This window comes from Micromonospora arborensis (genome assembly GCF_003205615.1).
GTDB classification, from domain to species: domain Bacteria; phylum Actinomycetota; class Actinomycetes; order Mycobacteriales; family Micromonosporaceae; genus Micromonospora; species Micromonospora arborensis.
In genome coordinates, this window is the sequence record NZ_PYBV01000008.1 from 25,133 (window position 1) to 50,172 (window position 25,040).

The following is a 25,040-nucleotide window of genomic DNA, read 5'->3' on the forward strand; positions in this document are numbered from 1 at the left end:
GCGGTTCGCGGAACGTGGAACGGCCCCCTGCCGTTGGCAGAGGGCCGTTGCACGAGCAATGGGAGATCAGCGGAGCCAGGGGATGTTGCGGTCGAGGAGGCCGCGCTCCTTGAGCTCCTTGCGCAGCGGGATCTCGTCGTCGACGTACCCGTCCCAGTTGATGCCCCAGTAGTTGGCGGTGTGGGTGCCCTCACCGATGAGCTGGCGCTGCACGGGGGTGCGGTTGCGGTACCACTCGCCGTTCACGTCGGGGTGCAGCTCGTCCAGCGGACGGATCCACCGGTAGGTGTAGCCGACGAAGAGCATCTTGCGGGTGATGGTCGACAGGTTCGTCGACCGGGAGTGCCACTGCCGGCGGTCGAAGATGAAGGCGTCACCCGGGTTGGCGGTGATCTCCACCGTGCCCTCCGGGTCCGGGTTCTGCACGGTGAGGTCCGCCGGCCGGGGCAGCGAGTTCTTCAGGTGGCTGCCCGGGATGACCTTGGTGGCGCCGCGGCCGGTCTCGGAGAGGTCCGACAGCACGTACGCGACCTTCAGCGAGAACATGGGCCGAGGCAGGTTCGGGTCCATCGTCTCCGGGTCGGAGTTCTGCCGGTACCCGTCCTGGTGCCAGCCCCAGTAGGGCTTCTCCGGCTCGGCGGCCGGCGGGGTGACGTCCAGGTGGTTGTGGTGGGTGTAGATGTTCCAGCCGGCCAGCCCCCACATGTACGGGAAGGCGATCGGGTGGGTGAGCAGCTCGCCGAAGAGCTCGTCGCGCTCCAGGAAGCCCAGCAGGTGCAGGGTGCCGTCCTTCTTGGTGGTGCCCTTTGCCTGCTCCTCCGCGTAGACGCGGTCGACTGCCGCCTCCAGCGCCGCCCGGTGGTCCTCCGTCAGGACGTTGCGCAGCAGGAGGAAGCCCTGCTCGTGGAACTCCTTGCGGTCAGTGTCGCTGATCGGTTCGTAACCGGTCCGGTCGCCGTAATCGAACACCGCGTCGTACCCCTCCCCATGAGGTGAAACCTTTTCTGGCACAGGCCGCCGATCGTAACGCGATGGCCAGGGCGTCGGGGAGGGCGTGTTGCGCGAGAGCGGCCGCAGGGGGACCCCGCGCAGCGGGAGGAGTGCGTAGAGTGAGAATTCCGTGATCGACTGGGGGTATCGGCATGGATTGTCCGATTGCGCGGTGACTGCCGGTTGAGAGATCCGGACCGGTCAACCCTCGTTGAACACCTCGGCCACCACCTGGCCGGCGGGGCTCTGCTGGTCGGTCACCCGATCCCAGGTGCCGTCGCGGGCGGTCCACTCCAGGTCGCCGAAGCGGACGCGCTTCACCCCGTGGTCCTGGGCGTGCGAAACCAACCAGTGCGCGTACCGCCAGCCGTCACGCTGGTCGCCCGGAGTCACCGCGAGGCCGGTCGGGTCGGTCGGGTCGAGGCCCTGCAAACCCCAGTCCAGCGCGAGGTTGCGGGTCAGCTGCGCAGCCGCCGCCGCGCCGTGCATTACCGGGGTACGCCCCACCGTGCAGGCGACCGCGCCGGTGGCGTCACCCATCAGCGCCCGGCTGAGCACCTCGGAGTCATCGGCCCATTTCTGGTAGGCCTCGGGGAAGGCTGATCGCTGCACCCGCTGGGCGGCGTCGGTGACGCGCATCTTCTCCCAGCCGCGCACCTTCTTCAGTGCCGCGTAGAACCGGTTGGCCGCGTAGCGCGGGTCGCGGATCTGTGCCGGGGTGCCCCAGCCCTGGCTCGGTCGCTGCTGGAACAGGCCGACCGAGTCACGGTCGCCGTCGGCGAGGTTGCGCAGCCCGGACTCCTGGTACGCCGTGGCCAGCGCGACAACCACGGCCCGCTCGGGCATGCCGCGCTTCGCGCCGATCGCCGCGATGGTTGCCGCGTTCGCCATCTGGTCGGCATCCAGCGCGACCCGGCCGTCAGCCTGCACGGTGCACTTCCGCGACAGCGCCGGCAGCTGGAGGTGGTCACCGACCTGCCGTACGACGAGCCAGATCGCGATCACGGCGACGAGGATGAGCACCACTCCACCCGCCACGGCTGCCCGAGTTCGCACTCACACCCCCAGATCGACAAGTCTGCCAAGCGTACGTCCCCGTCGCGCCGTTCGGGTCGTCCGAGCGGTTCGGGCCCGGCTCGGCGGCTGCGCCCCGGTTCGAGGTCGGCTCCGCCGACCCGTTCCGATCGAGGCATTCCCGCTTCGGGCGTGGTCTCACCTCCCCGTATGCCCTCTCCGCCCACCAGGGCTCGGCGACAATCGAGGCATCTGGCGCCAGGTCCCGCTGGCGAGGTGGCAAACACCCTGCATCCCGGCGGCTGACCTGTTGTGCGCGTCACCGCCCCGACCCCGCGGGGAAGCGATTGACCGGTCAAGGACTTACTACGGTTGACATGTCAATCGCTGGCCCGGCGGCCGCAACGCAGGCGGCCGGACCGGCCACGGAACGAGGAGGAGTTCCATGGGAACGCTCGACGGCAAGGTTGTGCTCGTCACCGGTACCGGCAGCGGTCTGGGACGCGTCGCGGCGCTGACGTTCGCGCGGGAGGGCGCGAAGGTCGTCGGGGCCGACATCCAGGTGGCCGGCAACGAAGAGACGGTCGAACTCGTCCGGCTCGCCGGCGGTGAGATGACCGGCATCGCGCCGGTCGACCTCACCGACACGGAACAGGTGCGCAAATTCGTCGAGGACGCCGCCGCGGCCTATGGCGGGCTCGACGTGGTCTACAACAACGCAGCCGCGCTCCGCTTCGGCCCGATGCCGGACTTCTCCGTCGAGGACTGGAGGTACACCATCACCGGCGAACTCGACATCCCTTACTTCGTGTCGAAGTTCGCCTGGCCGCATCTGGTCCAGCGCGGCGGGGGCGTCATCATCAACGCCGCCTCGATGGCCGGCATGATCGCCGGTCAGTTCCCGCCGATGGTCGGCCACACCGCGGCGAACGCCGGCGTCATCGGCTTGACGCGACAGTTGGCGCTCGAAGGCGCCCCGCACGGGATCCGGGCGGTCGCGGTCAGCCCCGGGCCCATCCTCACCCCGGCCAGTGAGCGCGACCTGGGCGACAACCAGGCGGCCCGGGACGCGATCACCAGCAAGACCCTGCTGAAGCGGTTCGCCCGCCCCGAGGAGGTCGCCGAGCTGGTGGTGTTCCTCGCATCGGACCGGGCGTCGTACATCACCGGGGCGAACTACCCGGTCGACGGCGGCGCGACCGCCTGGTGACGTCACGGCAGTCCCTTTGCTCTGCTTCACCGGAGGCAACACCACGCGTCCGCTATCCGGACAGTGAGTGTTTCGCCGGTTGAAGCAGAGCAAAGGGACGACGCACAGGAACGTCTACCCGGATGCTCAGACGTCGTCGAGAGCGGCCACCCATCGAGCCGGCCTCTTCTCCCGGAAGGCCAGGACCCCCTCGCGCCCCTCGTCGGAGAGGAAGTAGCCGGTGGAGAGAGCGGTCAGCCGGGCCAGGTCGCCACGCAGCTCGGCGCTGCCCGGCCGGCGCAGCAGCTCCTTCGCGCCGGCCAACGCGCCGGGCGCACCGCGTACCAGCGAGTCGCAGAACCCCTGCACCGCCGCGTCCAGTCCGTCCGCCGGCACGGAGGCCGTGACCAGGCCGATCTCGGCGGCCCGCCGGCCGTCGAAGGTGTCCCCGGTCAGGTACAGCTCGGCGGCGGCGCGCGGGTGCAGCCGCGGCAGCACGGTCGCCGAGATCACCGCCGGGATCACCCCGATCCGCACCTCGGTGAACGCGAACGTCGCCTGATCGGCGCAGACCGCCAGGTCGGCGGCGGCGATCAGGCCCAGCCCACCGGCTCGCGCCGGCCCGGCGACCCGGGCCAGTACCGGCTTCGGGCACTCCCAGAGCGCGGCGAGCACGTCGCCCAGCATCCCGGCGGGCACCGTCCCACCGGTGTACGCCGCAGCGGTCTCCTTCAGGTCAGCTCCCGAGCAGAAGACCGGGCCGGTGTGGTCGAGCACGACCACCCGGACCGCGTCGTCGGCGACCGCGTCGGCCAGCCCGGCCAGCAGTTGGGTCATCAGGCCGGTGGAGAGCGCGTTGCGGTTGTGCGGGCTGTCCAGGGTGAGGGTGGTCACCCCACGGGCCGTGGCGACCCGCACGAGGACGTCGGGAGAGGTCATGCCGGGCACACTAGTGGCCATGCCCGGCGTCCTTCCAGATGGTGAGACCGTCCCCGTCGACGGATCGCTGCCCGCCACCGCCACCACGGCGGTCGGCGCGCGCGGCTTCGGCGTGTACGTACACGTCCCGTTCTGCGCGAGCCGCTGCGGCTACTGCGACTTCAACACCTACACGGCGGCCGAGCTGGGCGGTGGTGCCAGCCGCGAGGGGTACGCCGACACCGTCCTGGCCGAGCTGGCACTCGCGGCCCGGGTGCTCGGCGACAGCCCGCCGCCCCCGGTCGACACCGTCTTCGTCGGCGGTGGCACGCCCACCCTGCTCCCCGCCGACGACCTGGCCCGCATCCTCGACGGCATCGACCGCACCTGGGGGCTGGCCGCCGACGCGGAGGTCACCACCGAGGCCAACCCGGAATCGGTCACCCCGGAATCGTTGAAGCTGTTGCGGGCCGCCGGCTACACCCGGATCTCGCTGGGCATGCAGTCCGCCTCCCCGGGAGTGCTGGCGATCCTGGACCGCAAACACAGCGCCGGCCGGGCCACCGCCGCCGCCCTGGAGGCGCGCGACGCCGGGTTCGAGCACGTCAACCTGGATCTGATCTACGGGACACCGGGCGAGCGGGCCGAGGACTTCGCCGCCTCGCTGGAGCAGGTCGTGGCCGCCGGGGTGGACCACGTCAGCGCGTACGCCCTGATCGTCGAGGACGGCACCCGGCTCGCCGCCCGGATGAAACGCGGCGAGCTGGCGTACCCCAGTGACGACGTTGCCGCGGACCGCTACCTCGCCGCGGAGGCCGCACTCGACGCGGCCGGGCTCTCCTGGTACGAGGTCTCCAACTGGGCCCGCACCGACGAGGCCCGCTGTCGGCACAACCTGCTCTACTGGACCGGCGCGGACTGGTGGGGGCTGGGGCCGGGGGCGCACAGCCACGTCGGTGGGGTGCGCTGGTGGAACGTCAAACACCCCACGACGTACGCCCAGCGGTTGGCCGCGGGCGCGTCTCCCGGCCTGGCCCGGGAGGTGCTCACGGTCGACGAGGCGCACATGGAGGACGTGATGCTCCGGCTGCGACTCGCCAGCGGCCTGCCGCTGGCGGTGCTCGACGCCACCGGCCGGGCCGGTGCGGAGCGGGCGCTGGCCGACGGCCTGCTGGACGCCGACGGGTACGCGGCCGGACGCGCGGTGCTCACCCTGCGCGGGCGGCTGCTCGCCGACGCGGTCGTGCGCGACCTGGTGCCCTGAGCGGACCCGCTGCCCCGGCCGGGGCAGCGGGCGCTGCGGACCGGCCGGGGGAGCGGCCGGCCCGGATCACTTGATGAAGTTGGCGGAGAGCGGGTAGCGGTAGAGCTGACCCTCGTTGGCCTTGACGCCGGCGATGATGCCGAACACGGCACCGAGGATGACGGCCGCAATAACCCCGATGAAGCCGATCAGGATGCAGGACAGCACCCAGCCGACCAGGCCGACGATCGACCAGATGAGCTGGAAGTTGAGCGCCGCCACTGCGTGCGCCCGCACCGTCGGGGATTGGTTGCCGCGAGCCAGCAGCGCCACCAGGGGGCCGATCCAGCCGAGCACACCGCCGCTGACGATCATGCCGGCGGCGCCGCCGAAGTGCGCGACCAACGCCCAGGTCTTGTCCTCGTTGTTGGCGTAGCCGCCGCCGTAGGCGCCACCGGTCGGGTAGCCGCCAGCGGGGTAACCGCCGGGCGGGGGGTAACCGCCGGGCGGAGGATAGCCACCCGCCGGAGGGTAGCCACCTGACGGCGGTTGGTCACCGGTGGGCGGCGGATAGCCACCGGCTGGGGGATAGCCGCCCGGCCCGGGTGCCCCGGACAGTGGTGCGGTGGGCGGCTCGGCCGACGGGAACGAGCTCGGGGAGGTCGGCTCCGGCGGGTGGTCACCGGGCTCACCCGCTCCGGGAGGGCGCGGAGGTTCAGTCATGGATGTCACGGTAGAGGCCGGTGGCAACGCCGCACCAGAGCGACTCCGCCCGGCAGTGTGGGCCGATCGGCTCAGCGGGGTTGCGCGGGCCGCACCGATGAGCCGCCGTTGATCATCGCGCCGGCGGGTACGCCGACGTAGACTGGCACTCGTTACAGTCGAGTGCCAGGACGGCTCGGCCGGCCTACGGCGCCGGCGGCCGACGTGCGACAGGAGGTGCGGAGAATGGGTCTCGACGACCGCAAACTCGCCGTGCTCCGCGCGATCGTCGAGGACTACGTCTCCACCCAGGAGCCGGTCGGCAGCAAGGCGCTGGTCGAGCGGCACCAGCTCGGCGTCTCCCCGGCCACGGTCCGCAACGACATGGCCGTGCTGGAGGAAGAGGGCTACATCCGGCAGCCGCACACCAGCGCCGGCCGGGTGCCCACCGATCGCGGCTACCGGCTCTTCGTCGACCGGTTGTCCCGGGTCAAGCCGCTCAGCCCGGCCGAGCGCCGGGCCATCGAGCGCTTCCTGGTCGGCGCGGTCGACCTCGACGACGTGGTGCACCGCACGGTGCGGCTGCTCGCCCAGCTGACCCGGCAGGTGGCCGTCGTGCAGTACCCGAGCCTGGCCCGTTCCTCGGTTCGTCACCTGGAGCTGGTGCCGATCTCCACCACCCGGCTGATGCTCGTCATGATCGCCGACACCGGGCGCGTGGAGCAGCGGCTGGTGGAGCTGCCCGGCCCGGTGCCCGCCGACAACGTCACCGACCTGCGCCGGTTGGTCAACGAAAAGCTCGCCGGCGCCCGGCTGTCCGATACGCCGCCGTTGGTGCAGGCGCTGGTCGAAGAGGCGCCGGCCGAGCTGCGTCCGACGATGACCACCCTCGCCACGGTGCTCCTGGAGACGCTGGTCGAGCGCCACGAGGAACGCATCGCGCTGGCCGGCACCGCCAACCTCACCCGGGGTGGCCTGCTGGACTTCCAGGGTTCGCTGCGGCCGATCCTCGAGGCGCTGGAGGAGGAGGTCGTGCTCCTCAAGCTCATCGGCGAGACCGAGCCGAGCACCACCCGGGTGCTGATCGGCGACGAGAACGAGTTCGACAACCTGCGCGCCGCCTCCGTGGTCAGCACCGGGTACGGCCCAGGCGCCACGATCGTCGGCGGTTTGGGGGTGCTGGGGCCCACCCGGATGGACTACCCCGGCAATATCGCCACGGTGCGCGCCGTGGCACGCTACGTGGGCGAGTTGCTGGCCCAGAACTGACAGTCAGGACCGACGGCCGGCTGCCGCCGGATCGGCGCAACGCGAGACGAACATGAGGACACGGAACGCAGTGGCCAGGGACTACTACGGCATTCTCGGTGTGAGCCGGGAAGCCTCCGATGACGAGATCAAGCGCGCCTACCGCAAGTTGGCGCGCCAGTTCCACCCGGACGTCAATCCGGACCCGGAGGCTCAGGAGAAGTTCAAGGACATCAACGCCGCGTACGAGGTCCTCTCGGACGACCGGAAGCGGCAGATCGTCGACCTGGGCGGCGACCCGCTCGCCCCGGGTGGCGGGGGCGGCGCTGGCGGCCCGGGTGGTCCGGGTGGTGCCGGCCCGTTCGTCGGTTTCCAGGACATCATGGACGCGTTCTTCGGTGGCGCGGCCGGTGGCGCGCGTGGCCCGCGTCCGCGTACCCGCCCGGGTGCCGACGCGATCCTGCGACTCGAGTTGGACCTGCACGAGACGGCGTTCGGCGTCGAGGCGCCGATCACCGTCGACACCGCCGTGCTCTGCACCACCTGCTCCGGAGCGGGCACGGCCGCCGGCACCCACCTGGCGACCTGCGAGGCGTGCGCCGGGCGGGGCGAGGTGCAGTCGGTGCAGCGCACCTTCCTTGGCCAGGTGGTCTCCGCCCGGCCGTGCACCGTGTGCCAGGGCTACGGCACCACCATCCCGCACCCCTGCCCCACCTGCGCCGGCGATGGCCGGGTGCGTACCCGCCGCTCGCTGACCGTCAAGATCCCGGCCGGCGTCGAGGACGGCATGCGGATCCGGCTGGCCCAGCAGGGTGAGGTGGGTCCGGGCGGCGGCACGGCCGGCGACCTGTACGTGGAGATCCACGAGCGGCCGCACGACGTGTACTCCCGCAAGGGCGACGACCTGCACTGCCGCGTCACCGTGCCGATGACCGCTGCGGCGCTCGGCACCCGCCTGACCATCAAGACGCTGGACAGCGAGGAGACTGTCGACGTCAAGGCTGGCACCCAGCCGGCGAGCACGCTGCGGCTGCGCGCCCGGGGTGTGCCACACCTGCGCGGCACCGGCCGAGGTGACCTCTACGTGCACCTGGACGTCCGGACGCCGACCAAGCTCGACCCGGACCAGGAGAAGATGCTGCGCGACTTCGCGAAGACCCGCGGTGAGGAGGTCGCCGAGTTATCCAAGCAGGGCGGCTTCTTCTCCCGGATGCGCGACGCGTTCAACGGGCACGCCTGAGGTGTCCGCGCCGCTGTTCCTGGTCGAGGCGCTGCCCACCGGCGACGCGTTCACCCTGGACGGCCCGGAGGGGCACCACGCCGCGACCGTGCAGCGGCTGCGCGTCGGCGAGGAGCTGCTGCTCGCCGACGGGCGGGGCGGCACGGCCGCCGCGGTGGTCACCGCCGTCGGCCGGGGCAGCCTGGAGGTCACCATCACCTCCCGGGGGTACGCGGACGCGCCGGTCCCCCGGATCGTGGTGGTGCAGGGCATCGCCAAGGGCGACCGGGGTGAGCTGGCCGTGCAGGCGATGACCGAGGTCGGGGTGGACGAGATCGTCCCCTGGGCGGCGTCCCGCTCGGTGACGCAGTGGCGCGGTGACCGTGGCGTACGCGCTCGGGACAAGTGGGTGGCCACCGCCCGGGAGGCCGCCAAGCAGGCCCGCCGGCCCTGGCTGCCCGTGGTGGCCGGCGCGCCGGACGAGTCCACCGCCACCGTCGCCCGTCGGATCGCCGGCGCTGCCGCCGCCTTCGTGCTGCACGAGGAGGCCGAGGAGCGGCTCAGCACCGCCGAGCTGCCGCCCGGCGGTGAGATCGTCCTGGTCGTCGGCCCGGAGGGTGGCATCGCCCCGGCCGAGCTGACGGCGTTTCGGGAGGCAGGCGGGCGCGTCGTCCGGCTCGGCCCGGCCGTGCTGCGGACCTCCACCGCCGGGGTGGCGGCCCTCAGCGTGCTCGCCACCCGCCTCGGCCGCTGGTGACCCGCTCCCGCGGTCACGCCGGCCCGGCCGGGCTGGGTCGGCGGGTCCTGCCAGACCAGGCCGGCGGTCATGACGAACAGGGAACGACGCGCGACCGCGTCTCCGCGCGCTCGCGGCCCGGCAGATGGATGTGCTGTTGAGCGGTATACCTCAGAGTCATATTGATACCTCCGAGGTATACCGCTCCATACCGTGTCCGCCCCGACGAAGGCGACCCACGGTCACCACCGACCGTCGACCGCCGGCTGCGCCCACAGCCCCAGCGCCACCACGGACGCGCCGCGCGGGTTGAGGTGCTCCATGAACCGCTTGATGGTGCCGCCCTTACCGGCCGCGTCGTTCGTCGTACGGGTAGTCCTCCCGCCAGGTCTCCACGGGGGTGCCGTCCGGGCGCAGCAGCACGGGGTCGTCGTCGTGGTCATCGGCCACCTGGTAGTCGGCGGTGAGGTCCAGCAGCGCGGTGTCGGCCATGTCGGTGGCTCTTACCCGCCCGCGTACCGTCAGCCACCTGCCGGGGCCGGGAAATCGTCAGCTACGCAGGTAGGAAGCGCCGTTGAGGTCGACGATCGTGCCGGAGGCCCACTCGGCCTCCGGCGAGGCCAACCAGTGCACGGCGGCGGCGATCTCCTCCGGTCGGGCCACCCGGTCGAACGGGCTCTGCGCCCGGATGGCCGCGCCGCTCTCGCCGCGCAGGTGCTCAGTGGTCATGTCGGTCGCCACGAAGCCCGGCGCGACGGTGGCGACCGCGATGCCGTACGGCGCGAGCGCCACGGCGAGGGACTGGCCCAGTGCGTTCAGCCCCGCCTTGCTGGCGCCGTACGCCGGTTGGTCCGGCTCGCCACGGAACGCACCTCGGGACGAGACGTTGACGATCCGACCGCCGCGTTCCCGCATGTGCTGGGCGGCGCACCAGGTGACGTTGCCCGCGCCGGTCAGATTGGTCTCCAGCACCTGCCGCCAGCGCTTCTGCCACTGCTCGTAGGACGCGCCGAAGATGGGGTGCGGGTCGTCCCGGTCGCCGTACATCCCGGCGTTGTTGACCAGCACGTCCAGCCCGCCGAGCAGCTCGGCGGCCCGGTCGACCATGGCCCGGACCGCGTCCGGGTCGGTGAGGTCGGCGCGGACCACCACGTGCCCGGTGCCGGGCAACTGCGCGCGCAACTCCTCGGCCGCGTCGCCGGAGTCGCGGTGGTGGATCGCCACCCGGTCACCACTTGTCGCGAACGCCGTCGCCACCGCCCGGCCGATCCCGCGTGAAGCACCCGTCACGAGTACCGCTCGATCCGTCATGCCGGCCATCCTGCCTGAGCCGTCCCGGCCCTATTTACACTGCCCCGATGGGATCCGATTGCCTGTTCTGCCGCATCGTCGCCGGGGAGATCCCGGCCACCGTGGTCCGGGAGACCGACACGACGCTCGCCTTCCGTGACATCGACCCGAAGGCGCCGGTGCACATCCTGGTCATTCCCAAGGAGCACTACGCGGACATCGCCACGCTCGCCCAGGGCGACCCGGCGTTGGCCGCGGACGTGCTGGCGACGTCCGCCGCCGTGGCCGAGGACGAGGGCCTGCTCGGCGACGGTTTCCGGTTGATGTTCAACACCGGCGCGTACGGGGGGCAGGAAGTGTTCCACGTGCACGCGCACCTGCTCGGTGGCGCACCGCTCGGCCCGATGCTCGCCCGGGACCTGGCATGAGCGAGCCCGACAGCCGCGTGGACGAGCGCCTGGGCCGGCTGGTCCGGCGGGTGCAGGCCGACGGCCGGGTGCCGGCGGTGTCGGCGGCGCTGCACCGGGTCGACCGACCGCTCTGGACCTGCACCATCGGCGCGACCGGCACCGACAACCCGCTGGGGCCCGGCACCCAGTTCCGGATCGGCTCGATCACCAAGACCTTCACCGCGGTGCTCACCCTCCAGTGCCGCGACGACGGGCTGCTGGGCCTGGACGACCCGATCGGGCGGCACCTGGATCTCCCCGCACACGGTGAGCTGACCGTCCGCCGGTTGTTGTCGCACACCGGTGGCCTGCAACGCGAGCCGTTCGGCGACGTCTGGGACAGTCTGCGCGCGCCCGACTCCGAGCAGTTGCTGGCTGAGTTGGGCCGGGCCGAGCGGGTGCTGCCGACGGGCCGCCGGTTCCACTACTCCAACCTGGGCATGGCCGTGCTCGGCCAACTCGTCGCCCGGCTGCGTGGCGAGAGCTGGGCGCAGTCGCTCACCGAGCGGATCCTGACGCCGCTGGGGCTGACCGACACCACCGTGACCCCGCAGCCGACGGCGGCCACCGGGTTCCTGGTCGACGCGTACTCCGACGAGGCACACCCGGAGCCACCGACCGATTTCGGCGCGGTCGGCCCGGCCGCCCAGCTCTGGAGCACCGCGACCGACATGGCCCGCTGGGCGGCGTTCCTCGCCGACCCGGCCGCGCTGGACCCGGCCGGTGTGGTCCTCGCTCCCGCCACGCTGGACGAGATGCGTTGGCCGGTCACCACCACCGACGAGACGCTCTGGGGCGCGGGCTTCGGTCTCGGGCTGATCCTGGTCCCGCAGGGGGATCGGGTGGTGCACGTGGGGCACGACGGGGCGATGCCCGGTTTCCTCGCCGGGGCGTACGGCCGGCGCGGAGGCGACGGCACGGCCGGCGCGATGGGCGCCGCGGTGCTCGGCTCGTCCGGCACGGCGGCCGAGGTGCTCGACCTGCCGCACCGGCTGCTCGCGGCGGCGGTCGAGCACGATCCGGCCGAGATCGAGCCGTGGCGGCCCGGCGCACCCGCTCCGGGTGCCCTGCGGGGAGTGCTCGGCCGTTGGTGGGGCGAGGGCTTCGAGTACGTCTTCTCCTGGCACGACGGCACCCTGCGGGCACGCGGGGCCGGCGACCCGGCGGGACGTCCACCGGCGATCTTCACCCCACTGCCGGACCAGCCGGACGTGTTCCGCACGGTCTCCGGTCGGGAGGCCGGTGAACTGCTGCGGCTGACCCGGGACGAGGCCGGCGCGGTGATCCGGATGCACTGGGCGACGTACCGGTTCACCCGTCACCAGGAGACCTTCGACCGGTACGACTTCCGGGCCGGGAGTTGATCGCGGCCAGCGGAAATGGGCGCGATGCGCCCCGCGTTGACCCGATACGATGGGTGTAACGTCCGCACGCCGTGCCAGCAGGGCCGGCTTCGAGATCGAGAGCAGGTGGCGCAGGGCCCTTCGGCCCGACCTATGACCGGCACCCCACCTCCCGGCCCGCCCCGGGTGCAGACCAGGATCACCGTGCCCGACTCGAAGATCATGGTCAATCTGCTCGGCGCAGGCGACGAGATCCTCCGACTCGTCGAACGCTCGGTCAACAGTGACGTGCACGTCCGTGGCAACGAGATCACCATCACCGGTGACCCCGCGGACAACGCCCTCGCCGAGCGGGTCTTCAGTGAGCTGCTCGAACTCATCGAGAAAGGCGAGACCCTGACCACTGACGCCGTCCGGCGTACCGTCGGCATGCTCGAGCAGGGCACCGCCGAGCGGCCCGCCGAGGTCCTGACGCTCAACATCCTCTCCCGTCGTGGCCGCACCATCCGCCCCAAGACCCTCGGGCAGAAGCGGTACGTCGACGCGATCGACACCCACACCATCGTCTTCGGCATCGGCCCGGCCGGCACCGGAAAGACCTACCTGGCGATGGCGAAGGCCGTCCAGGCGTTGCAGGCCAAGCAGGTCAACCGGATCATCCTGACCCGGCCGGCCGTGGAGGCGGGCGAGCGACTGGGCTTCCTGCCCGGCACGCTCAACGACAAGATCGACCCGTACCTGCGCCCGCTCTACGACGCGCTGCACGAGATGCTCGACCCGGAGACGATCCCGAAGCTGATGGCCCAGGGGACGATCGAGGTCGCGCCACTCGCCTACATGCGCGGTCGGACTCTCAGCGACGCGTTCATCATCCTGGACGAGGCGCAGAACACGACGCCCGAGCAGATGAAGATGTTCCTCACCCGGCTCGGCTTCAACTCCAAGATCGTCGTGACCGGTGACATCACCCAGGTGGACCTTCCCGGCGGGACGAGCAGCGGCCTGCGGGTCGTCCGGGAGATCCTGGAAAACGTCGACGACGTGCACTTCGCCCAGTTGTCCAGCTCCGACGTGGTCCGCCACCGGCTGGTCGGGGAGATCGTCGACGCGTACGCCCGCTGGGACGCCGAGCGGGAGAATCAGCAGGCGCAGGGCGTTCACGCCGTGCCCGGGCGACCCGCCCAAGGCGGCCGCGCCGGCCGCCGCCGCTAAAGCAGAGGAAAGCAGTTGTCCATCGAGATCGCCAACGAGTCCGGTGTCGAGGTCGACACCGACGCCGTGCTCGCCGTCGCCCGGCACGCACTCGACGAGATGGGGGTCAACCCCCTCGCCGAGCTGTCCGTGCTGCTGGTCGACATCGACTACATGACCGAGCTGAACCACCGCTGGATGGGTGGCGACGGCCCGACCGACGTGCTCGCCTTCCCCATGGACGAGGGCAGCGTCGACCACGGCCCGGGTGAGTCCGCGCCGGCCGGCGGCGAGCCCGCCCTGCTCGGCGACATCGTGCTCTGCCCGGAGGTCGCGGCCAAGCAGGCGGCGACCGCCGGGCACGCACCGGCCGACGAGCTGCACCTGCTCACCGTGCACGGGGTGCTGCACCTGCTCGGCTACGACCACGCGGAGCCGGAGGAGGAGCGGGAGATGTTCGCTCTCCAGGCCCGCCTGCTCACGAGCTGGCGGTCGACCCGCACCCAGTGATGTCCACTCCTCCGTTACTGGCGGCCGGCGCCACCGCCGGCCTTCCCGACCTGCAGCTGATCGTCTTCGCGGCCGGCCTGGTGGTGTTGGCCGGCCTCATCGCGATGACCGAGGCGGCGCTCGCCGCCGTCTCACCGGCCCGGGCCGCCGAGCTGGCCCGCGACGGCGTGCGTGGCGCCCGCACCCTCCAGGTCGTCGCCGGCGACGTCGTCCGGCACCTCAACCTGCTCCTGCTGTTGCGGCTGCTCGCCGAGCTGACCGCCACCACACTGGTGGCGCTGGTCGCGGTGGACAGCTTCGGCGCCGGCTGGCGGGCCGCGCTGGTGACCGCGGGCGCGATGACAGTGGTCAGCTTCGTGGTGGTCGGCGTCGCCCCGCGCACCATCGGCCGGCAGCACGCGTACGCCGTGGGTCGAGCGGTGGCGCCGCTGGTCCGCTGGCTGGGCCGGGCGCTCAACCCGCTCGCGTCGCTGCTGATCCTGATCGGCAACGCGGTCACCCCGGGGCGCGGCTTCCGGGAGGGGCCGTTCGCCAGCCAGGTGGAGTTGCGTGAGCTGGTCGACCTGGCCGAGCAGCGCGGTGTGGTCGAGCACGGCGAGCGTCAGATGATCCACTCGGTCTTCGCGCTCGGGGACACCATCGCCCGCGAGGTGATGGTGCCGCGTACCGAGATGGTGTGGATCGAGGAGGGTAAGACGCTCGCGCAGGCGTTGGTGCTCTTCCTGCGTTCCGGTTTCTCCCGCATCCCGGTGATCGGTGAGAGCGTCGACGACGTGCTCGGTGTGCTCTACCTCAAGGATCTGATCCGGCGCTCCCGTGGCGGAGACCCGAAGGCCGAGCAGTTGCCGGTGGCCGAGCTGATGCGCCCGGCGACCTTCGTACCGGAGTCCAAGCCGGTCGACGACCTGCTCTCGGAGATGCAGGCGGCCCGCAACCACCTGGTCATCGTGGTCGACGAGTACGGCGGCACCGGCGGTCTGGTCACCATCGAGGACATCCTGGAGGAGATCGTCGGTGAGATCACCGACGAGTACGATGTCGAACGCCCGCCCGTCGAACGTCTGACGGACTCCTCGGTGCGGGTGACCGCCCGCCTGCCGGTGGAGACTCTGGGCGAGATGTTCGACACCGATCTGCCCACGGATGAGGTGGAGACGGTCGGTGGCCTGCTGGCCCAGTCGCTGGGACGCGTGCCGATCCCCGGCGCCGAGGCCGAGGTCGCCGGTCTCCGGCTGGTCGCCGAGGGCACCACCGGCCGGCGCAACCGGATCGACACCGTCCTGGTCAGCCGGGCGGAGCCGGGCCATGAGCAGGACACCGCGGGGCGGGGCGAGCACGCCGGCCCCGGGCACGACACGAACAACTATCGAGACGACGAGAGGCAATCCGCCGATGCCTGACACACCCGCCGCGCCTGCCGCCCGGCCCGCCCCCACCGCGTCGGCCGCCGCGCTCAGCGCCGAGGACGGCAAACTCGTCGTCCTGGCTCGGGGAGCACGCGGACGGGTCGGCGCCGTAGAGGGCGCCGCAGTCCGTGATCAGGACGGCCGGACGTACGCCGCGGCCAGTGTCGCGCTGCCCTCGCTGACCCTCACCGCGTTGCAGTTGGCGGTCGCGTCGGCCGTGGCGGCCGGGGCGAGCCGGTTGGAGGCCGCGGTGGTGGTGACCGAGGCGTCGACCCTGGACGGCGCGGGGCACGCGGCGGTGCGGGACCTCGCGGTGGACGCGCCGATCCACGTGGCCGCCCCGGATGGCACGGTCCTCGGCACGGTGACTCAGTGAGCCCCGTGCAGGACCCGCAGGCACGGCCGTACCGGGCCGGTTTCGGTTGCTTCGTCGGCCGGCCCAACGCGGGCAAGTCGACGCTGACCAACGCCATCGTCGGCACCAAGATCGCGATCACCTCGAACAAGCCGCAGACCACCCGGCACGTCATCCGGGCCGTGCTGCACCGTCCGGAATCGCAGCTGGTCCTGGTCGACACGCCGGGCCTGCACCGCCCCCGTACGCTGCTCGGCGAGCGCCTCAACGACCTGGTCCGGTCCACCTGGACGGAGGTCGACGTGATCGGTCTGTGCATCCCGGCCGACGAGCCGGTCGGGCGCGGCGACCGGTTCATCAGCGGTGAGCTGGCCGAGTTGAAGGCGACCGTGCTGGCGGTGGTCACCAAGACCGACCTGGTGGACAAGCGCCGCCTGGCGGAGCAGTTGCTCGCGGTCAGCCAGATGGGGGAGTTCGCCGAGATCGTGCCGGTGAGCGCGGTCTCCGGGCACCAGGTGGACACGCTGGTCGACGTGATGACCAAGTACCTGCCGCCGTCGCCGCAGCTCTACCCGGACGACATGCTGACCGACGATCCCGAGCAGGTGCTGGTCGCGGAGTTGATCCGGGAGGCCGCCCTGGAGGGGGTCCGCGACGAGTTGCCGCACTCCATCGCCGTGGTGGTGGAGGAGATGATCCCCGAGGGTCAGGTCATGAAGATCTACGCCGACCTGTACGTGGAACGGCCCAGCCAGAAGGCCATCGTGCTCGGCCACAAGGCGAGCCGCCTCAAGGAGGTCGGCACCAACGCGCGCCGGCAGATCGAGGAGTTGCTGGGCGGCCGGGTCTATCTCGACCTGCACGTGCGGGTCGCGAAGGACTGGCAGCGCGACCCGAGGCAGTTGCGCAAGCTGGGTTTCTGACCTACCTCGGTGGGACGGCTGCCCGGCCGACGGCATGATCATCTTCGGTCGGGCAGATGGGGAAGTTCACGTTCGGGTGGGGCTCGCGGCCGTTTGGTGCGCAGGCCGCGCAGGGTAGGGAAGACATACCCCGCGTCCCCGACCGAGATGCAGGCTGATGCGCAACAGGTATCTCGATCTGCTCCGTTTTCTGGCCATCGTCCGAGTGATCGTCTACCACGTCACTGGGTACGCGACCCTCACCCTCGTCTTCCCCGCCATGTCGGTGATGTTCGCGCTGGCCGGCTCGCTGATGGCCGCGTCGCTGACCCGCTCCGGGCCGGCGGCGGTCGGGCGTCGACTGCGCCGGCTGCTGCCGTCGCTCTGGGTGCTCGCGGTGGTCTTCGTACCGGGCATGCTGCTCAGCGGGATGGCGTTGACACCCCGAGTGCTGCTGTGGCTGTTCCCGGTCGCCGACCCGCCGGCCAACAACTGGGGTGCCCTGGCGCTGAGCATCATCTGGTACCTGCGCGACTACCTCTGGTTCGTGCTCGCCTCACCGATCGCGTTCTGGCTGTTCCGGCGTGCCCCCCTGCCCACGCTGCTGGCCCCGTACCTCCTGCTGGTGGCGATCGAGGCGGGGATCTACCCGGCGGCGCCGCCGGTCCTGCGTGAGTTCGGGCTCTACTTCGGGGCGTGGATGCTCGGCTTCGCCCATCACGCCGGGATGCTGCGCCGGCTCTCCGGCCGGGTGCTCTACCCAGTGGCACTCGCGCTCGCGGCCGCCGGTGGCGCCTGGATCGTCGGGCATCCTGGTCCCCGTGGGTACGACCTGAACGACAACCACCTGGGCAACGCCCTCTGGTCGGCCGCGTTCATCCTGATCGTGTTGGGTCGGGCACCGTCCGGGGTGGGCTGGCTGGGCCGCAGCCGACTGGCCGACCGGGTGGTGACCGTGGTCAACCGACGGGCGCTCACCATCTATCTCTGGCACATGCCGTTCGTGGTGGCGCTCACTCCGCTGGTCGGCGTGGTGGGTTGGTCCCCTCGGCAGCCGGTGGGGTTGGCTATCCGGGTGTTGCTGGTCTTCGCGCTGGTCGGGCTGGTCACCCTGGCCGTCGGCTGGGTCGAGGACGTCGCCGCCCGTCGCCGCCCGGAGCTGATCCCGGGCGGCTCGATCCAGTCCGCCGAGCCGGCGGTCCGAGCGGGTACCGAATCGACGCTCCGGGCCGACACGGCGCTCCGGTCGGGTGGCGGAGCGGCGGATGGTGCCCCGGCGGCGGAGACGACCGGCGAACGAGCGGTGGTACCGGCGCAGCGGGTGGCCGGGGAGACGGCCAGCGTCGAGATCAACGCTGGCGGATCGTGAGGTTGCCGCTGCTGGCCGAACCGTCGAGCACCAGGGACGCCGCCGGGTTGTCGGGGATGGAGACGGTCTTGTCGCCGGAGTCGGCGTTGGCCCGGACCCGGTAGCCGCCCTCCGGCACCAACAGTGTGACGTCACCGCTGGACGCGTGGACCCGGGCCGAGGCGGGCTTGTCCAGCTCGACGTTGACATTGCCGGAGGTGGCCTCTGCGTCGACCGTGCCGCCCAGCCGGCGTGCGTTGATGTCTCCGGACGAGGCGCGCAGGCGTACCGCGGCGGCGGCCTCGCTCACCTCGATGTTGCCGGACTGGGTCTCCACCCCGAGCGCGCCCGACGCACCGGAGACCCGCACATCGCCCGAGCTCAGCCGCACGTCCACCGCCCCGACCCGGCTCAGCTCGACGTTGCCGGAGCTGGTCTCGCCCTGCACCGCCACACCCTCGGGCACCCACACCTCGTAGGAGATGCTGCACCGCGAGCCACAGTTGGTGTCCAGCACCAGCTCGCTGCCCTTGATCTCGTACCGGGCGTTGTCGGGTTCGCCGCCCTGGTAGCGCACCACCCGCTTGATCCGCACCTGGGACGCCGGGCCGGTGCCGCGGACCACCACGTCGCCCGCGCCACCCGACAGCCGAATCGTGGTGATCTGGACTTCCTCGGTGTTGTCGTAGTCGAGCCGCCGGAACGACAGGTTGTCGCACCCGGAGAGCACGATGAGGGTGGTGGCGAGCCCCAGCGCGACGGGAGCGACGACGCGACGACGGCGCGGGGTGGTGGTGTGGTGTAGTGCCATGGCCAGCACGCTACGGCCGAGCGCGAGCCCGCCACATCGGGGTTCCTCCGCGCATCCACCCCGAACCAACCCTGATTTCACACCCCGAGGGAGAATGGCCCGATGGCCGGGTATCGCCGACAGCTCTACCGCGACGACGCGGTGGTGCTGCGTGTGCAGAAACTCGGCGAGTCCGACCGGATCATCACCCTGCTCACCCGCCGGCACGGCCGGCTGCGCGCGGTGGCCCGGGGCATCCGCCGCACCACCAGCAAGTTCGGTGCCCGGTTGGAGCCGTTCGGCCACGTCGACCTCCAGCTTGCCGGTGACCCGAAGGGCAACCACGGCAGCGCACTGCACACCGTCAGCCAGGTGGAGGGCATCGAGCTGTACGGCAAGCGGTTCCTGGGGGACTACCCCCGCTACACGGCAGCCAGCGCGATCGCCGAGACGGCCGAGCGGCTCACCCCGGTCGAGCGGGAGCCGTCGCTACGCCTGTTCCAGCTCACCGTGGGCGCGCTGAAGGCGCTGTCCCGGGGCGAGCATGACACCACCCTCGTGCTCGACGCGTACCTGCTGCGCGGGATGTCCCTCGCGGGCTGGGCGCCGGCGCTGATCGCGTGCGCGGTGTGCGGCACCCCCGGGCGGCACCGGGCGTTCTCCGTGCCGGCCGGCGGCGCGGTCTGCCCGGATTGTCGGCCGCCCGGGGCGGCCCACCCCGCGCCGGCCACCATCGATCTGATGTCCGCGCTGACCACCGGCGACTGGGTGGTCGCCGACGCCACGGACTCCGGCGTACGCCGGGAGTGCAGTGGGCTGGTCGCGGCTCACCTGCAGTGGCACCTGGAACGCGCGCTACGCTCGCTGCCGCTGGTCGACCGGGGTCCCTCGGCGGCCGGCACGGCCCCGCCACCGGAAGGCGCCGGGGCCGTGGTGCTCCGGCCACGTGGCGACCTCGAGGCCGGGGCGGACAGCGCGAGCAGGGAGTGACCGAGTGATCCGATCGAAGAAGGCCGGCCGGCGCGAGCCGACACCGCATCCGTCCGGCGCCCGGCCGCCAGCGCTGCCCACCGAAGCGGTGCCGAGGCACGTGGCGGTGGTGATGGACGGCAACGGTCGCTGGGCCAAGGAGCGCGGGCTGGCCCGCACCAAGGGGCACGAGGCAGGGGAGCACAGCCTCTTCGACACCATCGAGGGCGCCATCGAGATGGGCATCCCGTACCTCTCGGCGTACGCGTTCTCCACCGAGAACTGGCGCCGCTCGCCCGACGAGGTCCGGTTCCTGATGGGGTTCAACCGGGACGTGATCCGTCGCCGCCGCGACCAGTTGGTCGACCTCGGCGTCCGGGTGGTCTGGTCGGGTCGGACCGGGCGGTTGTGGAAGAGCGTCATCTCCGAGTTGCAGACCGCCGAGGAGATGTCCCGCGACAACTCGACATTGACCCTGCAGTTCTGCGTCAACTACGGCGGGCAGGCCGAGATCGGCGACGCCGCCGCCGCGATCGCCCGTGACGTGGCGGCCGGCCGGCTCGATCCGGCGAAGGTCAGCGAGAAGACCGTGGCGAAATACCTCTACCACCCGGAGGTCCCGGAGGTGGACCTGTTCCTGCGCCCCTCCGGTGAGGAACGGATCTCCAACTTCCTGCTCTGGCAGGCCGCGTACGCCGAGTTGATCTTCCTGGACACGCTCTGGCCCGACTTCGATCGCCGCCACCTCTGGTACGCGTGCGAGTTGTACGCGCAGCGGGACCGACGCTTCGGCGGGGCGCTGCCCAACCCGGTCGCCCCGGTCATCTGAGCCGACGCGCTTACCCGCACGTCACTCTGGGTATCACCTCTGTCAGAAGCCACTGACGGAGGTGAACCCACATGATCCAGAAGCGCATTGCCCAGTGGGCGGTGATGGCGGTAGCGGTGCCACTGGCGGCTGCCGGTGCCCGCCGGCTCAGCCACACCCTGGAGGCCCGGCGTGGTCCCTCCGGGGCGACCCGGTTGCTGACCAAGGGTGCGGACCTGATCCGCCCGCAGAAGGCCAAGCGCCGTCGGCTCTTCTGAACCCCAAGACCTCACCCCTCCCGGCGCCGCCCGCACACCCGTGCAGGCGGCGCCGCCCCATCCCCACCCGCCCCACTCCGCCCTGCCGCAGTGCGGTTGTTCCGGGGTCTTGCGGATTGGGGGCGGGTAGGGTCCGGAGGTGGTGGGACGACGGCGATGGGGGTGGATGTGCGGGACCTTCGGTACAAGATGATCATGGCGTTGAACGCGGCTGACCTTGGTGATCCGATCTGCGAGCAGGTGGCCGACATCTGCGCCGAGATCGCCGAGCAGCACTGCGCCGAATTCGGTCACACACCGCAGCTGCGTACCGGCGAGATCGCCGAGCTGGCCACCGGCGAACCGGCCCTCACCTGGGCGCCGACGACCCCCGACGTCGCGCAGCGTGCCTGGTGACCGCCCCCGCCCCCGCGGTCGACGTACGCCGTGGTGAGGACCGCTTCGCCACCCGGATCTCCTGGCTCGACTCCAAGCACTCGTTCTCGTTCTCCCGGCACTACGACCCGGCCAACACCCACCACGGTCTGCTGCTGGTCAACAACGACGACGTGGTGCACCCGGGGGCCGGCTTCGAAACCCACCCGCACCAGGACATGGAGATCATTACCTGGGTGCTGCGCGGCTCGCTGGTGCACCAGGACTCCACCGGGCACTCCGGAGTGATCTACCCGGGCCTGGCCCAGCGGATGAGCGCCGGCACCGGCATCCTGCACTCCGAGAAGAACGACGCCTGGCGGCTCAACAACCAGGAGCCGCACACCGACCCGGTCCACTTCGTGCAGATGTGGGTGCTCCCCGACGAGCAGGGCGTCGACCCCGGTTACGAGCAGTTGGAGATCGAGGACGAGCTGCTCCGCGGCGGCCTGGTGCCGATCGCCTCCGGGATGGACCGCTACGACGGCGCGTCGGCGATCCGGATCCGCAACCGGTACGCGACTCTGCACGCCGCCCGTCTCGCCCCCGGCGACGAGGTCACCATCCCCGACGCGCCCTTCGTGCACCTGTACGTGCCCAACGGCACGGTAACCCTGGAGGGTAGCGGCCCGCTCGGCACCGGCGACGCGGCCCGGCTCACCAGGACCGGCGGCCGGCGGGTCTCCGCCGACGAACCAGCCGAGATCCTCGTCTGGGAGATGCACGCCACCGTCGCCTGAGCCCTACCCACGCGAGAGGCGCCGCCGTGATCTCGCCCGAACGTGGATGTGGTGGCCGCCCTGCCGGGGCAGACCACCACATCCAGGATCGAGCACGATCACGGCGGCCCTGAGTCAGGCGGGCGACTCGGTGCGGTCGCCGGCCCAGGTGGTGTGGAACGAGCCCTCGCGGTCCACCCGCTGGTAGGTGTGCGCACCGAAGTTGTCCCGCAGGCCCTGGATCAGCGCGGCGGGCAGCCGCTCGGCGCGCAGCGCGTCAAAGTACGCCAGTGACGACGAGAACGCGGGCGTCGGCACACCGGCCCGGGCCGCGTCGGCCACCACCCGTCGCCAGCTCGGCACGCCAGCGCCGACCGCCTCGGCGAAGTACGGCGCCACCAGCAGCGTCGGCAGGTCCGGCTGCTCGTCGTACGCCTCGCGGATCCGGTTCAGGAAGCGGGCCCGGATGATGCAGCCGCCCCGCCAGATCGTCGCCGTGCCACCGAGGTCGATGTCCCAGTCGAACTCCTGGCTGCCGGCGCGGATGTGGTCGAAACCCTGCGCGTACGCGACGATCTTGGAGGCGAGCAGCGCACGGCGGACGTCCTCGACGAAGGCGTTCCGGTCGGCGACCTGCCACTTCTCACCCGCGTCCGGGAACGCCCGCCGCGCGGCCTCCCGCTGGTCCACGTGCCCGGAGAGCGAGCGGGCGAAGGTCGCCTCGGCGATCCCGGTGATCGGAATGCCCAGGTCCAGAGCGCTCTGCACAGTCCACCGGCCGGTGCCCTTCTGCTCGGCCCGGTCCTGCACGATGTCGATGAACGACCGGCCGGTCGCCGCGTCGGTGTGCGCGAGCACGTCGGCGGTGATCTCGATCAGGAACGACTCCAACTCGCCGTTGTTCCAGTCCCGGAAGATCTCCGCGATCTCGGCCGGCGTCGCGTTCAGGCCCGCCCGCAGCAGGTCGTACGCCTCGGCGATGAGCTGCATGTCGGCGTACTCGATGCCGTTGTGCACCATCTTGACGAAGTGCCCGGCGCCGTCCGGCCCGACGTGCGTGCAGCACGGCACGCCGTCCACCTGCGCGGCGATCTTCTCGAACATCGGCCCGAGCTTGGCGTACGACTCGGCGGAGCCGCCCGGCATGATGCTCGGCCCGCGCAGCGCGCCCTCCTCGCCACCGGAGACGCCGGTGCCGCTGAAGTGCAGGCCCTGCGCGCGCAGCGCCTCCTCCCGGCGGCGGGTGTCGGCGAAGTGGGCGTTGCCGCAGTCGACGATGATGTCGCCCTCTTCCAGCAGCGGCACCAACTCGTCGATCACCGCGTCGGTCGGCGCGCCGGCCTTGACCATGACGATGACCGCGCGGGGTCGCTCCAACGACGCCACGAAATCCGCCATCGTCTCGCCAGGCAGGAACGTGCCCTCGTCGCCGTGCTCGGCCACCAGGCTGCGGGTGCGCTCCGGCGAGCGGTTGTGCACTGCCACCGTGAAGCCGTTACGGGCCAGGTTGCGGGCCACGTTCCGACCCATCACCGCCAGCCCGGTCACACCAATCTGCGCCCTCGCCTGCTCAACCATCCGTGCCGCCACCTCTCGCCGTCGTGTCGATGTGCTGCGACGGTATCGCGACGCAGGGCGCACAGGGGAGCGCTGCCCAACAGCCGGTCACCGACCGATGGCGCTCAGCCCTGGGCCAGCCGATCCTCCACGTGCGCCACCTTCGCGGTGAGCGCGTCGGTCACCCCCGGTCGGATGTCGGCCTTGAGCACCACGCTCACCCGGGGCGCCTGCGCGCCCACCACGTCGACCGCCCGCTTGACGACCGCCATCACCTCGTCCCACTCGCCCTCGATGGTGGTGAACATGGCATCGGTGCGGTTGGGCAGGCCCGAGTCGCGGACCACCCGTACCGCCTCGGCGACCAGGTCACCGACGGACTCACCGACACCGAGTGGGGTTACCGAGAACGCGATAAGCATGTCGCTGATGGTGCCAGGAAAATCGGCTGCGCCGACGTACGGCGAGCCGATATTGTGCGGTCATGCGCAACTGACGCCCCTTCTCCGAGCCGGCCCGCCGCCCCGCGTCGTGGTCCGTGCGCTCCCGGGCGTCCCGCATCCCACCCGCAGTTCAGCGGTGCTGGCCGTGCCCGACCCCGGTGAGCAGTTCCTCTCCCGTTCGACCGTCGCGCCGCGGCGGTCACCAGCCGATCCGACCGTCGCGCCGCGGCGGTCACCAGCCGATCCGACCGACCGCCGGAGCGCGGGACCGGCCGAGACGGTCGGCACCGAAGGAGGCCCGGATGCCAGCCAGGCGCAACCCGAAGAAGTCCCGTAGGACCCCGCTCGGCACCGACCCGGCGACCGAGCACGGCCTGCTCCCCGCCCTGACGGTGGGGCCGGCGCTACCGGCTCTGCCGGCTGTGCCGGTACCGGATCTGCCGGCTCTACCGGTGCCGGCGCTTCCGGCTCTACCGGTCGAGTCGACCCTGCCGGTCGACGTGGCGACGAGCGACATGCCGGTGGTGGTCGACGTGCCCTCGGCGGAGGACGCGTTGGTCGCACCCCCGCTGGTCCACGTCCCGGCAACGTTGGACGTGCCCGCAGTGGTCGACCCGTCGTCGACAGCCGCGCGGCCGACGGCACCGAAGGTCGGACCGCCGCAGGCCGGTGGGGGCCGCTCCGCCGGCGGCAAGAGTCAGCGAGCCGGTCAGCCGCGCCGCTACGCCTTCCGCCGCAGCTAAGCCGACCCACCCCCCGAACCGGCCTCGGCCATGATCGACTCCATGTCGCCGATGTGGCGGCATCCCGCCTCGCGGATACCGCAATGTCGGCGACATGGAGTCGATCACGCCCGGACGCCCATCGTGCGGGGTCACCGTGTCGTCGATTTGTTCCGTTTGAAGGGTTCTGTCCCGTTGGCTAGGGTCGCCGTGGCGGCGGACTCAGGGGCCGGCACGGTCGTGTGGGCGCGATGCCGGATATGCGACGACAGCAAGTGCAAGACGCT

Annotated in this window: 29 protein-coding genes; 19 read left to right on the plus strand and 10 right to left on the minus strand. The window is 71.5% G+C overall.

What is annotated here, in order from left to right:
- Positions 1-66 precede the first annotated feature (66 nt).
- Together C7C45_RS06180 and C7C45_RS06185 are read right to left on the minus strand one after the other, a co-directional pair.
- Complete coding sequence (locus C7C45_RS06180) at positions 67-969, minus strand: phytanoyl-CoA dioxygenase family protein (protein ID WP_091409805.1); 903 nt, start codon at positions 967-969, stop codon at positions 67-69.
- 222 nt (positions 970-1,191) lie between these two features.
- Positions 1,192-2,046 (minus strand): hypothetical protein, encoded by an 855-nt coding sequence (locus C7C45_RS06185; protein ID WP_110562689.1) that lies wholly within the window; start codon positions 2,044-2,046, stop codon positions 1,192-1,194.
- Between the two features lie 403 nt (positions 2,047-2,449).
- Between C7C45_RS06185 and C7C45_RS06190 the strand changes: the two genes are divergently transcribed.
- Positions 2,450-3,214 (plus strand): SDR family NAD(P)-dependent oxidoreductase, encoded by a 765-nt coding sequence (locus tag C7C45_RS06190; protein ID WP_110562690.1) that lies wholly within the window; start codon positions 2,450-2,452, stop codon positions 3,212-3,214.
- 126 nt (positions 3,215-3,340) lie between these two features.
- On the opposite strand, the gene C7C45_RS06195 is transcribed toward C7C45_RS06190, so the two are convergent.
- A complete protein-coding gene (locus C7C45_RS06195; protein WP_110562691.1) occupies positions 3,341-4,132 on the minus strand; it encodes an enoyl-CoA hydratase-related protein in 792 nt (263 codons plus the stop codon).
- A 19-nt stretch (positions 4,133-4,151) separates the two neighbouring features.
- Here C7C45_RS06195 and hemW point away from each other — a divergent pair, with 19 nt between their 5' ends.
- Positions 4,152-5,375: a radical SAM family heme chaperone HemW gene (hemW, locus tag C7C45_RS06200; protein ID WP_208641081.1), complete on the plus strand. Its 1,224-nt coding sequence runs from the start codon at positions 4,152-4,154 to the stop codon at positions 5,373-5,375.
- Between the two features lie 66 nt (positions 5,376-5,441).
- Here the strand turns inward: hemW and C7C45_RS06205 are convergent, their stop codons facing one another.
- Positions 5,442-6,077: a DUF4870 domain-containing protein gene (locus tag C7C45_RS06205; protein WP_110562693.1), complete on the minus strand. Its 636-nt coding sequence runs from the start codon at positions 6,075-6,077 to the stop codon at positions 5,442-5,444.
- A gap of 225 nt (positions 6,078-6,302) precedes the next feature.
- Between C7C45_RS06205 and hrcA the strand changes: the two genes are divergently transcribed.
- From hrcA to C7C45_RS06220, 3 genes are all read left to right on the plus strand, one after another.
- Positions 6,303-7,325 (plus strand): heat-inducible transcriptional repressor HrcA, encoded by a 1,023-nt coding sequence (gene hrcA, locus C7C45_RS06210; protein ID WP_110562694.1) that lies wholly within the window; start codon positions 6,303-6,305, stop codon positions 7,323-7,325.
- Positions 7,326-7,395: 70 nt separating this feature from the next.
- Complete coding sequence (dnaJ, locus tag C7C45_RS06215; protein ID WP_184188132.1) at positions 7,396-8,544, plus strand: molecular chaperone DnaJ; 1,149 nt, start codon at positions 7,396-7,398, stop codon at positions 8,542-8,544.
- A gap of 1 nt (position 8,545) precedes the next feature.
- Complete coding sequence (locus C7C45_RS06220) at positions 8,546-9,280, plus strand: 16S rRNA (uracil(1498)-N(3))-methyltransferase (protein ID WP_110562696.1); 735 nt, start codon at positions 8,546-8,548, stop codon at positions 9,278-9,280.
- Positions 9,281-9,501: 221 nt separating this feature from the next.
- Here C7C45_RS06220 and C7C45_RS34815 read toward each other — a convergent pair whose 3' ends face one another.
- Genes C7C45_RS34815 through C7C45_RS06230 form a run of 3 tightly spaced genes read right to left on the minus strand, consistent with a single transcriptional unit; the run spans position 9,502 to position 10,570 of the window.
- Positions 9,502-9,594: a hypothetical protein gene (locus C7C45_RS34815; RefSeq protein ID WP_244200264.1), complete on the minus strand. Its 93-nt coding sequence runs from the start codon at positions 9,592-9,594 to the stop codon at positions 9,502-9,504.
- A 10-nt stretch (positions 9,595-9,604) separates the two neighbouring features.
- Positions 9,605-9,751: a hypothetical protein gene (locus C7C45_RS06225; RefSeq protein ID WP_244200265.1), complete on the minus strand. Its 147-nt coding sequence runs from the start codon at positions 9,749-9,751 to the stop codon at positions 9,605-9,607.
- A gap of 57 nt (positions 9,752-9,808) precedes the next feature.
- Positions 9,809-10,570 (minus strand): SDR family NAD(P)-dependent oxidoreductase, encoded by a 762-nt coding sequence (locus tag C7C45_RS06230; protein WP_110562713.1) that lies wholly within the window; start codon positions 10,568-10,570, stop codon positions 9,809-9,811.
- Positions 10,571-10,617: 47 nt separating this feature from the next.
- Here C7C45_RS06230 and C7C45_RS06235 point away from each other — a divergent pair, with 47 nt between their 5' ends.
- The 8 genes from C7C45_RS06235 (at position 10,618) to C7C45_RS06270 (ending at position 18,074) form a co-directional block, all read left to right on the plus strand.
- A complete protein-coding gene (locus C7C45_RS06235) occupies positions 10,618-10,977 on the plus strand; it encodes a histidine triad nucleotide-binding protein (protein ID WP_110562697.1) in 360 nt (119 codons plus the stop codon).
- Positions 10,974-12,362 carry a serine hydrolase domain-containing protein gene (locus C7C45_RS06240; RefSeq protein WP_110562698.1) on the plus strand — a complete coding sequence of 463 codons (1,389 nt, stop codon included), beginning with the start codon at positions 10,974-10,976 and terminating at the stop codon, positions 12,360-12,362. The genes C7C45_RS06235 and C7C45_RS06240 overlap by 4 nt, the downstream gene beginning before the upstream one ends.
- Before the next feature lie 132 nt (positions 12,363-12,494).
- Positions 12,495-13,553 (plus strand): PhoH family protein, encoded by a 1,059-nt coding sequence (locus tag C7C45_RS06245; RefSeq protein WP_110562699.1) that lies wholly within the window; start codon positions 12,495-12,497, stop codon positions 13,551-13,553.
- A 15-nt stretch (positions 13,554-13,568) separates the two neighbouring features.
- The gene (gene ybeY, locus C7C45_RS06250) at positions 13,569-14,042 is read left to right on the plus strand and encodes an rRNA maturation RNase YbeY (protein WP_110562700.1); all 474 of its coding nucleotides are present in this window, start codon (positions 13,569-13,571) and stop codon (positions 14,040-14,042) included.
- On the plus strand, positions 14,018-15,442 hold the full coding sequence (locus tag C7C45_RS06255) for a hemolysin family protein (protein WP_110562701.1): 1,425 nt from the start codon (positions 14,018-14,020) through the stop codon (positions 15,440-15,442). Before ybeY ends, C7C45_RS06255 begins: the two co-directional genes overlap by 25 nt.
- On the plus strand, positions 15,435-15,824 hold the full coding sequence (locus C7C45_RS06260) for a cytidine deaminase (protein ID WP_110562702.1): 390 nt from the start codon (positions 15,435-15,437) through the stop codon (positions 15,822-15,824). Before C7C45_RS06255 ends, C7C45_RS06260 begins: the two co-directional genes overlap by 8 nt.
- Before the next feature lie 5 nt (positions 15,825-15,829).
- Positions 15,830-16,726, plus strand: a complete 897-nt coding sequence (gene era / locus C7C45_RS06265) for a GTPase Era (protein WP_110562714.1) — start codon at positions 15,830-15,832, stop codon at positions 16,724-16,726.
- Positions 16,727-16,883: 157 nt separating this feature from the next.
- Entirely contained in the window at positions 16,884-18,074 is a 1,191-nt protein-coding gene (locus C7C45_RS06270) for an acyltransferase family protein (protein WP_110562703.1), read from the plus strand.
- On the opposite strand, the gene C7C45_RS06275 is transcribed toward C7C45_RS06270, so the two are convergent.
- A complete protein-coding gene (locus C7C45_RS06275) occupies positions 18,055-18,864 on the minus strand; it encodes a DUF4097 family beta strand repeat-containing protein (RefSeq protein ID WP_110562715.1) in 810 nt (269 codons plus the stop codon). The genes C7C45_RS06270 and C7C45_RS06275 overlap by 20 nt on opposite strands.
- Positions 18,865-18,966: 102 nt before the next feature.
- Here C7C45_RS06275 and recO point away from each other — a divergent pair, with 102 nt between their 5' ends.
- The 5 genes from recO (at position 18,967) to C7C45_RS06300 (ending at position 22,052) form a co-directional block, all read left to right on the plus strand.
- Complete coding sequence (gene recO, locus C7C45_RS06280) at positions 18,967-19,833, plus strand: DNA repair protein RecO (protein WP_110562704.1); 867 nt, start codon at positions 18,967-18,969, stop codon at positions 19,831-19,833.
- Between the two features lie 4 nt (positions 19,834-19,837).
- Positions 19,838-20,641, plus strand: a complete 804-nt coding sequence (locus tag C7C45_RS06285) for an isoprenyl transferase (RefSeq protein WP_110562705.1) — start codon at positions 19,838-19,840, stop codon at positions 20,639-20,641.
- A gap of 71 nt (positions 20,642-20,712) precedes the next feature.
- Positions 20,713-20,898 carry a hypothetical protein gene (locus tag C7C45_RS06290; protein ID WP_110562706.1) on the plus strand — a complete coding sequence of 62 codons (186 nt, stop codon included), beginning with the start codon at positions 20,713-20,715 and terminating at the stop codon, positions 20,896-20,898.
- A gap of 195 nt (positions 20,899-21,093) precedes the next feature.
- Positions 21,094-21,294, plus strand: coding sequence for a thioredoxin reductase (locus C7C45_RS06295; protein ID WP_244200263.1), 201 nt, complete (start codon positions 21,094-21,096; stop codon positions 21,292-21,294).
- On the plus strand, positions 21,291-22,052 hold the full coding sequence (locus C7C45_RS06300; protein WP_110562707.1) for a pirin family protein: 762 nt from the start codon (positions 21,291-21,293) through the stop codon (positions 22,050-22,052). Before C7C45_RS06295 ends, C7C45_RS06300 begins: the two co-directional genes overlap by 4 nt.
- A gap of 114 nt (positions 22,053-22,166) precedes the next feature.
- Here the strand turns inward: C7C45_RS06300 and gndA are convergent, their stop codons facing one another.
- Positions 22,167-23,609, minus strand: a complete 1,443-nt coding sequence (gene gndA / locus C7C45_RS06305; protein WP_110562708.1) for an NADP-dependent phosphogluconate dehydrogenase — start codon at positions 23,607-23,609, stop codon at positions 22,167-22,169.
- 104 nt (positions 23,610-23,713) lie between these two features.
- Complete coding sequence (locus tag C7C45_RS06310) at positions 23,714-24,010, minus strand: MTH1187 family thiamine-binding protein (protein WP_110562709.1); 297 nt, start codon at positions 24,008-24,010, stop codon at positions 23,714-23,716.
- Positions 24,011-24,333: 323 nt separating this feature from the next.
- Between C7C45_RS06310 and C7C45_RS06315 the strand changes: the two genes are divergently transcribed.
- Positions 24,334-24,774 (plus strand): hypothetical protein, encoded by a 441-nt coding sequence (locus C7C45_RS06315; protein WP_110562710.1) that lies wholly within the window; start codon positions 24,334-24,336, stop codon positions 24,772-24,774.
- Positions 24,775-25,040: the final 266 nt, after the last annotated feature.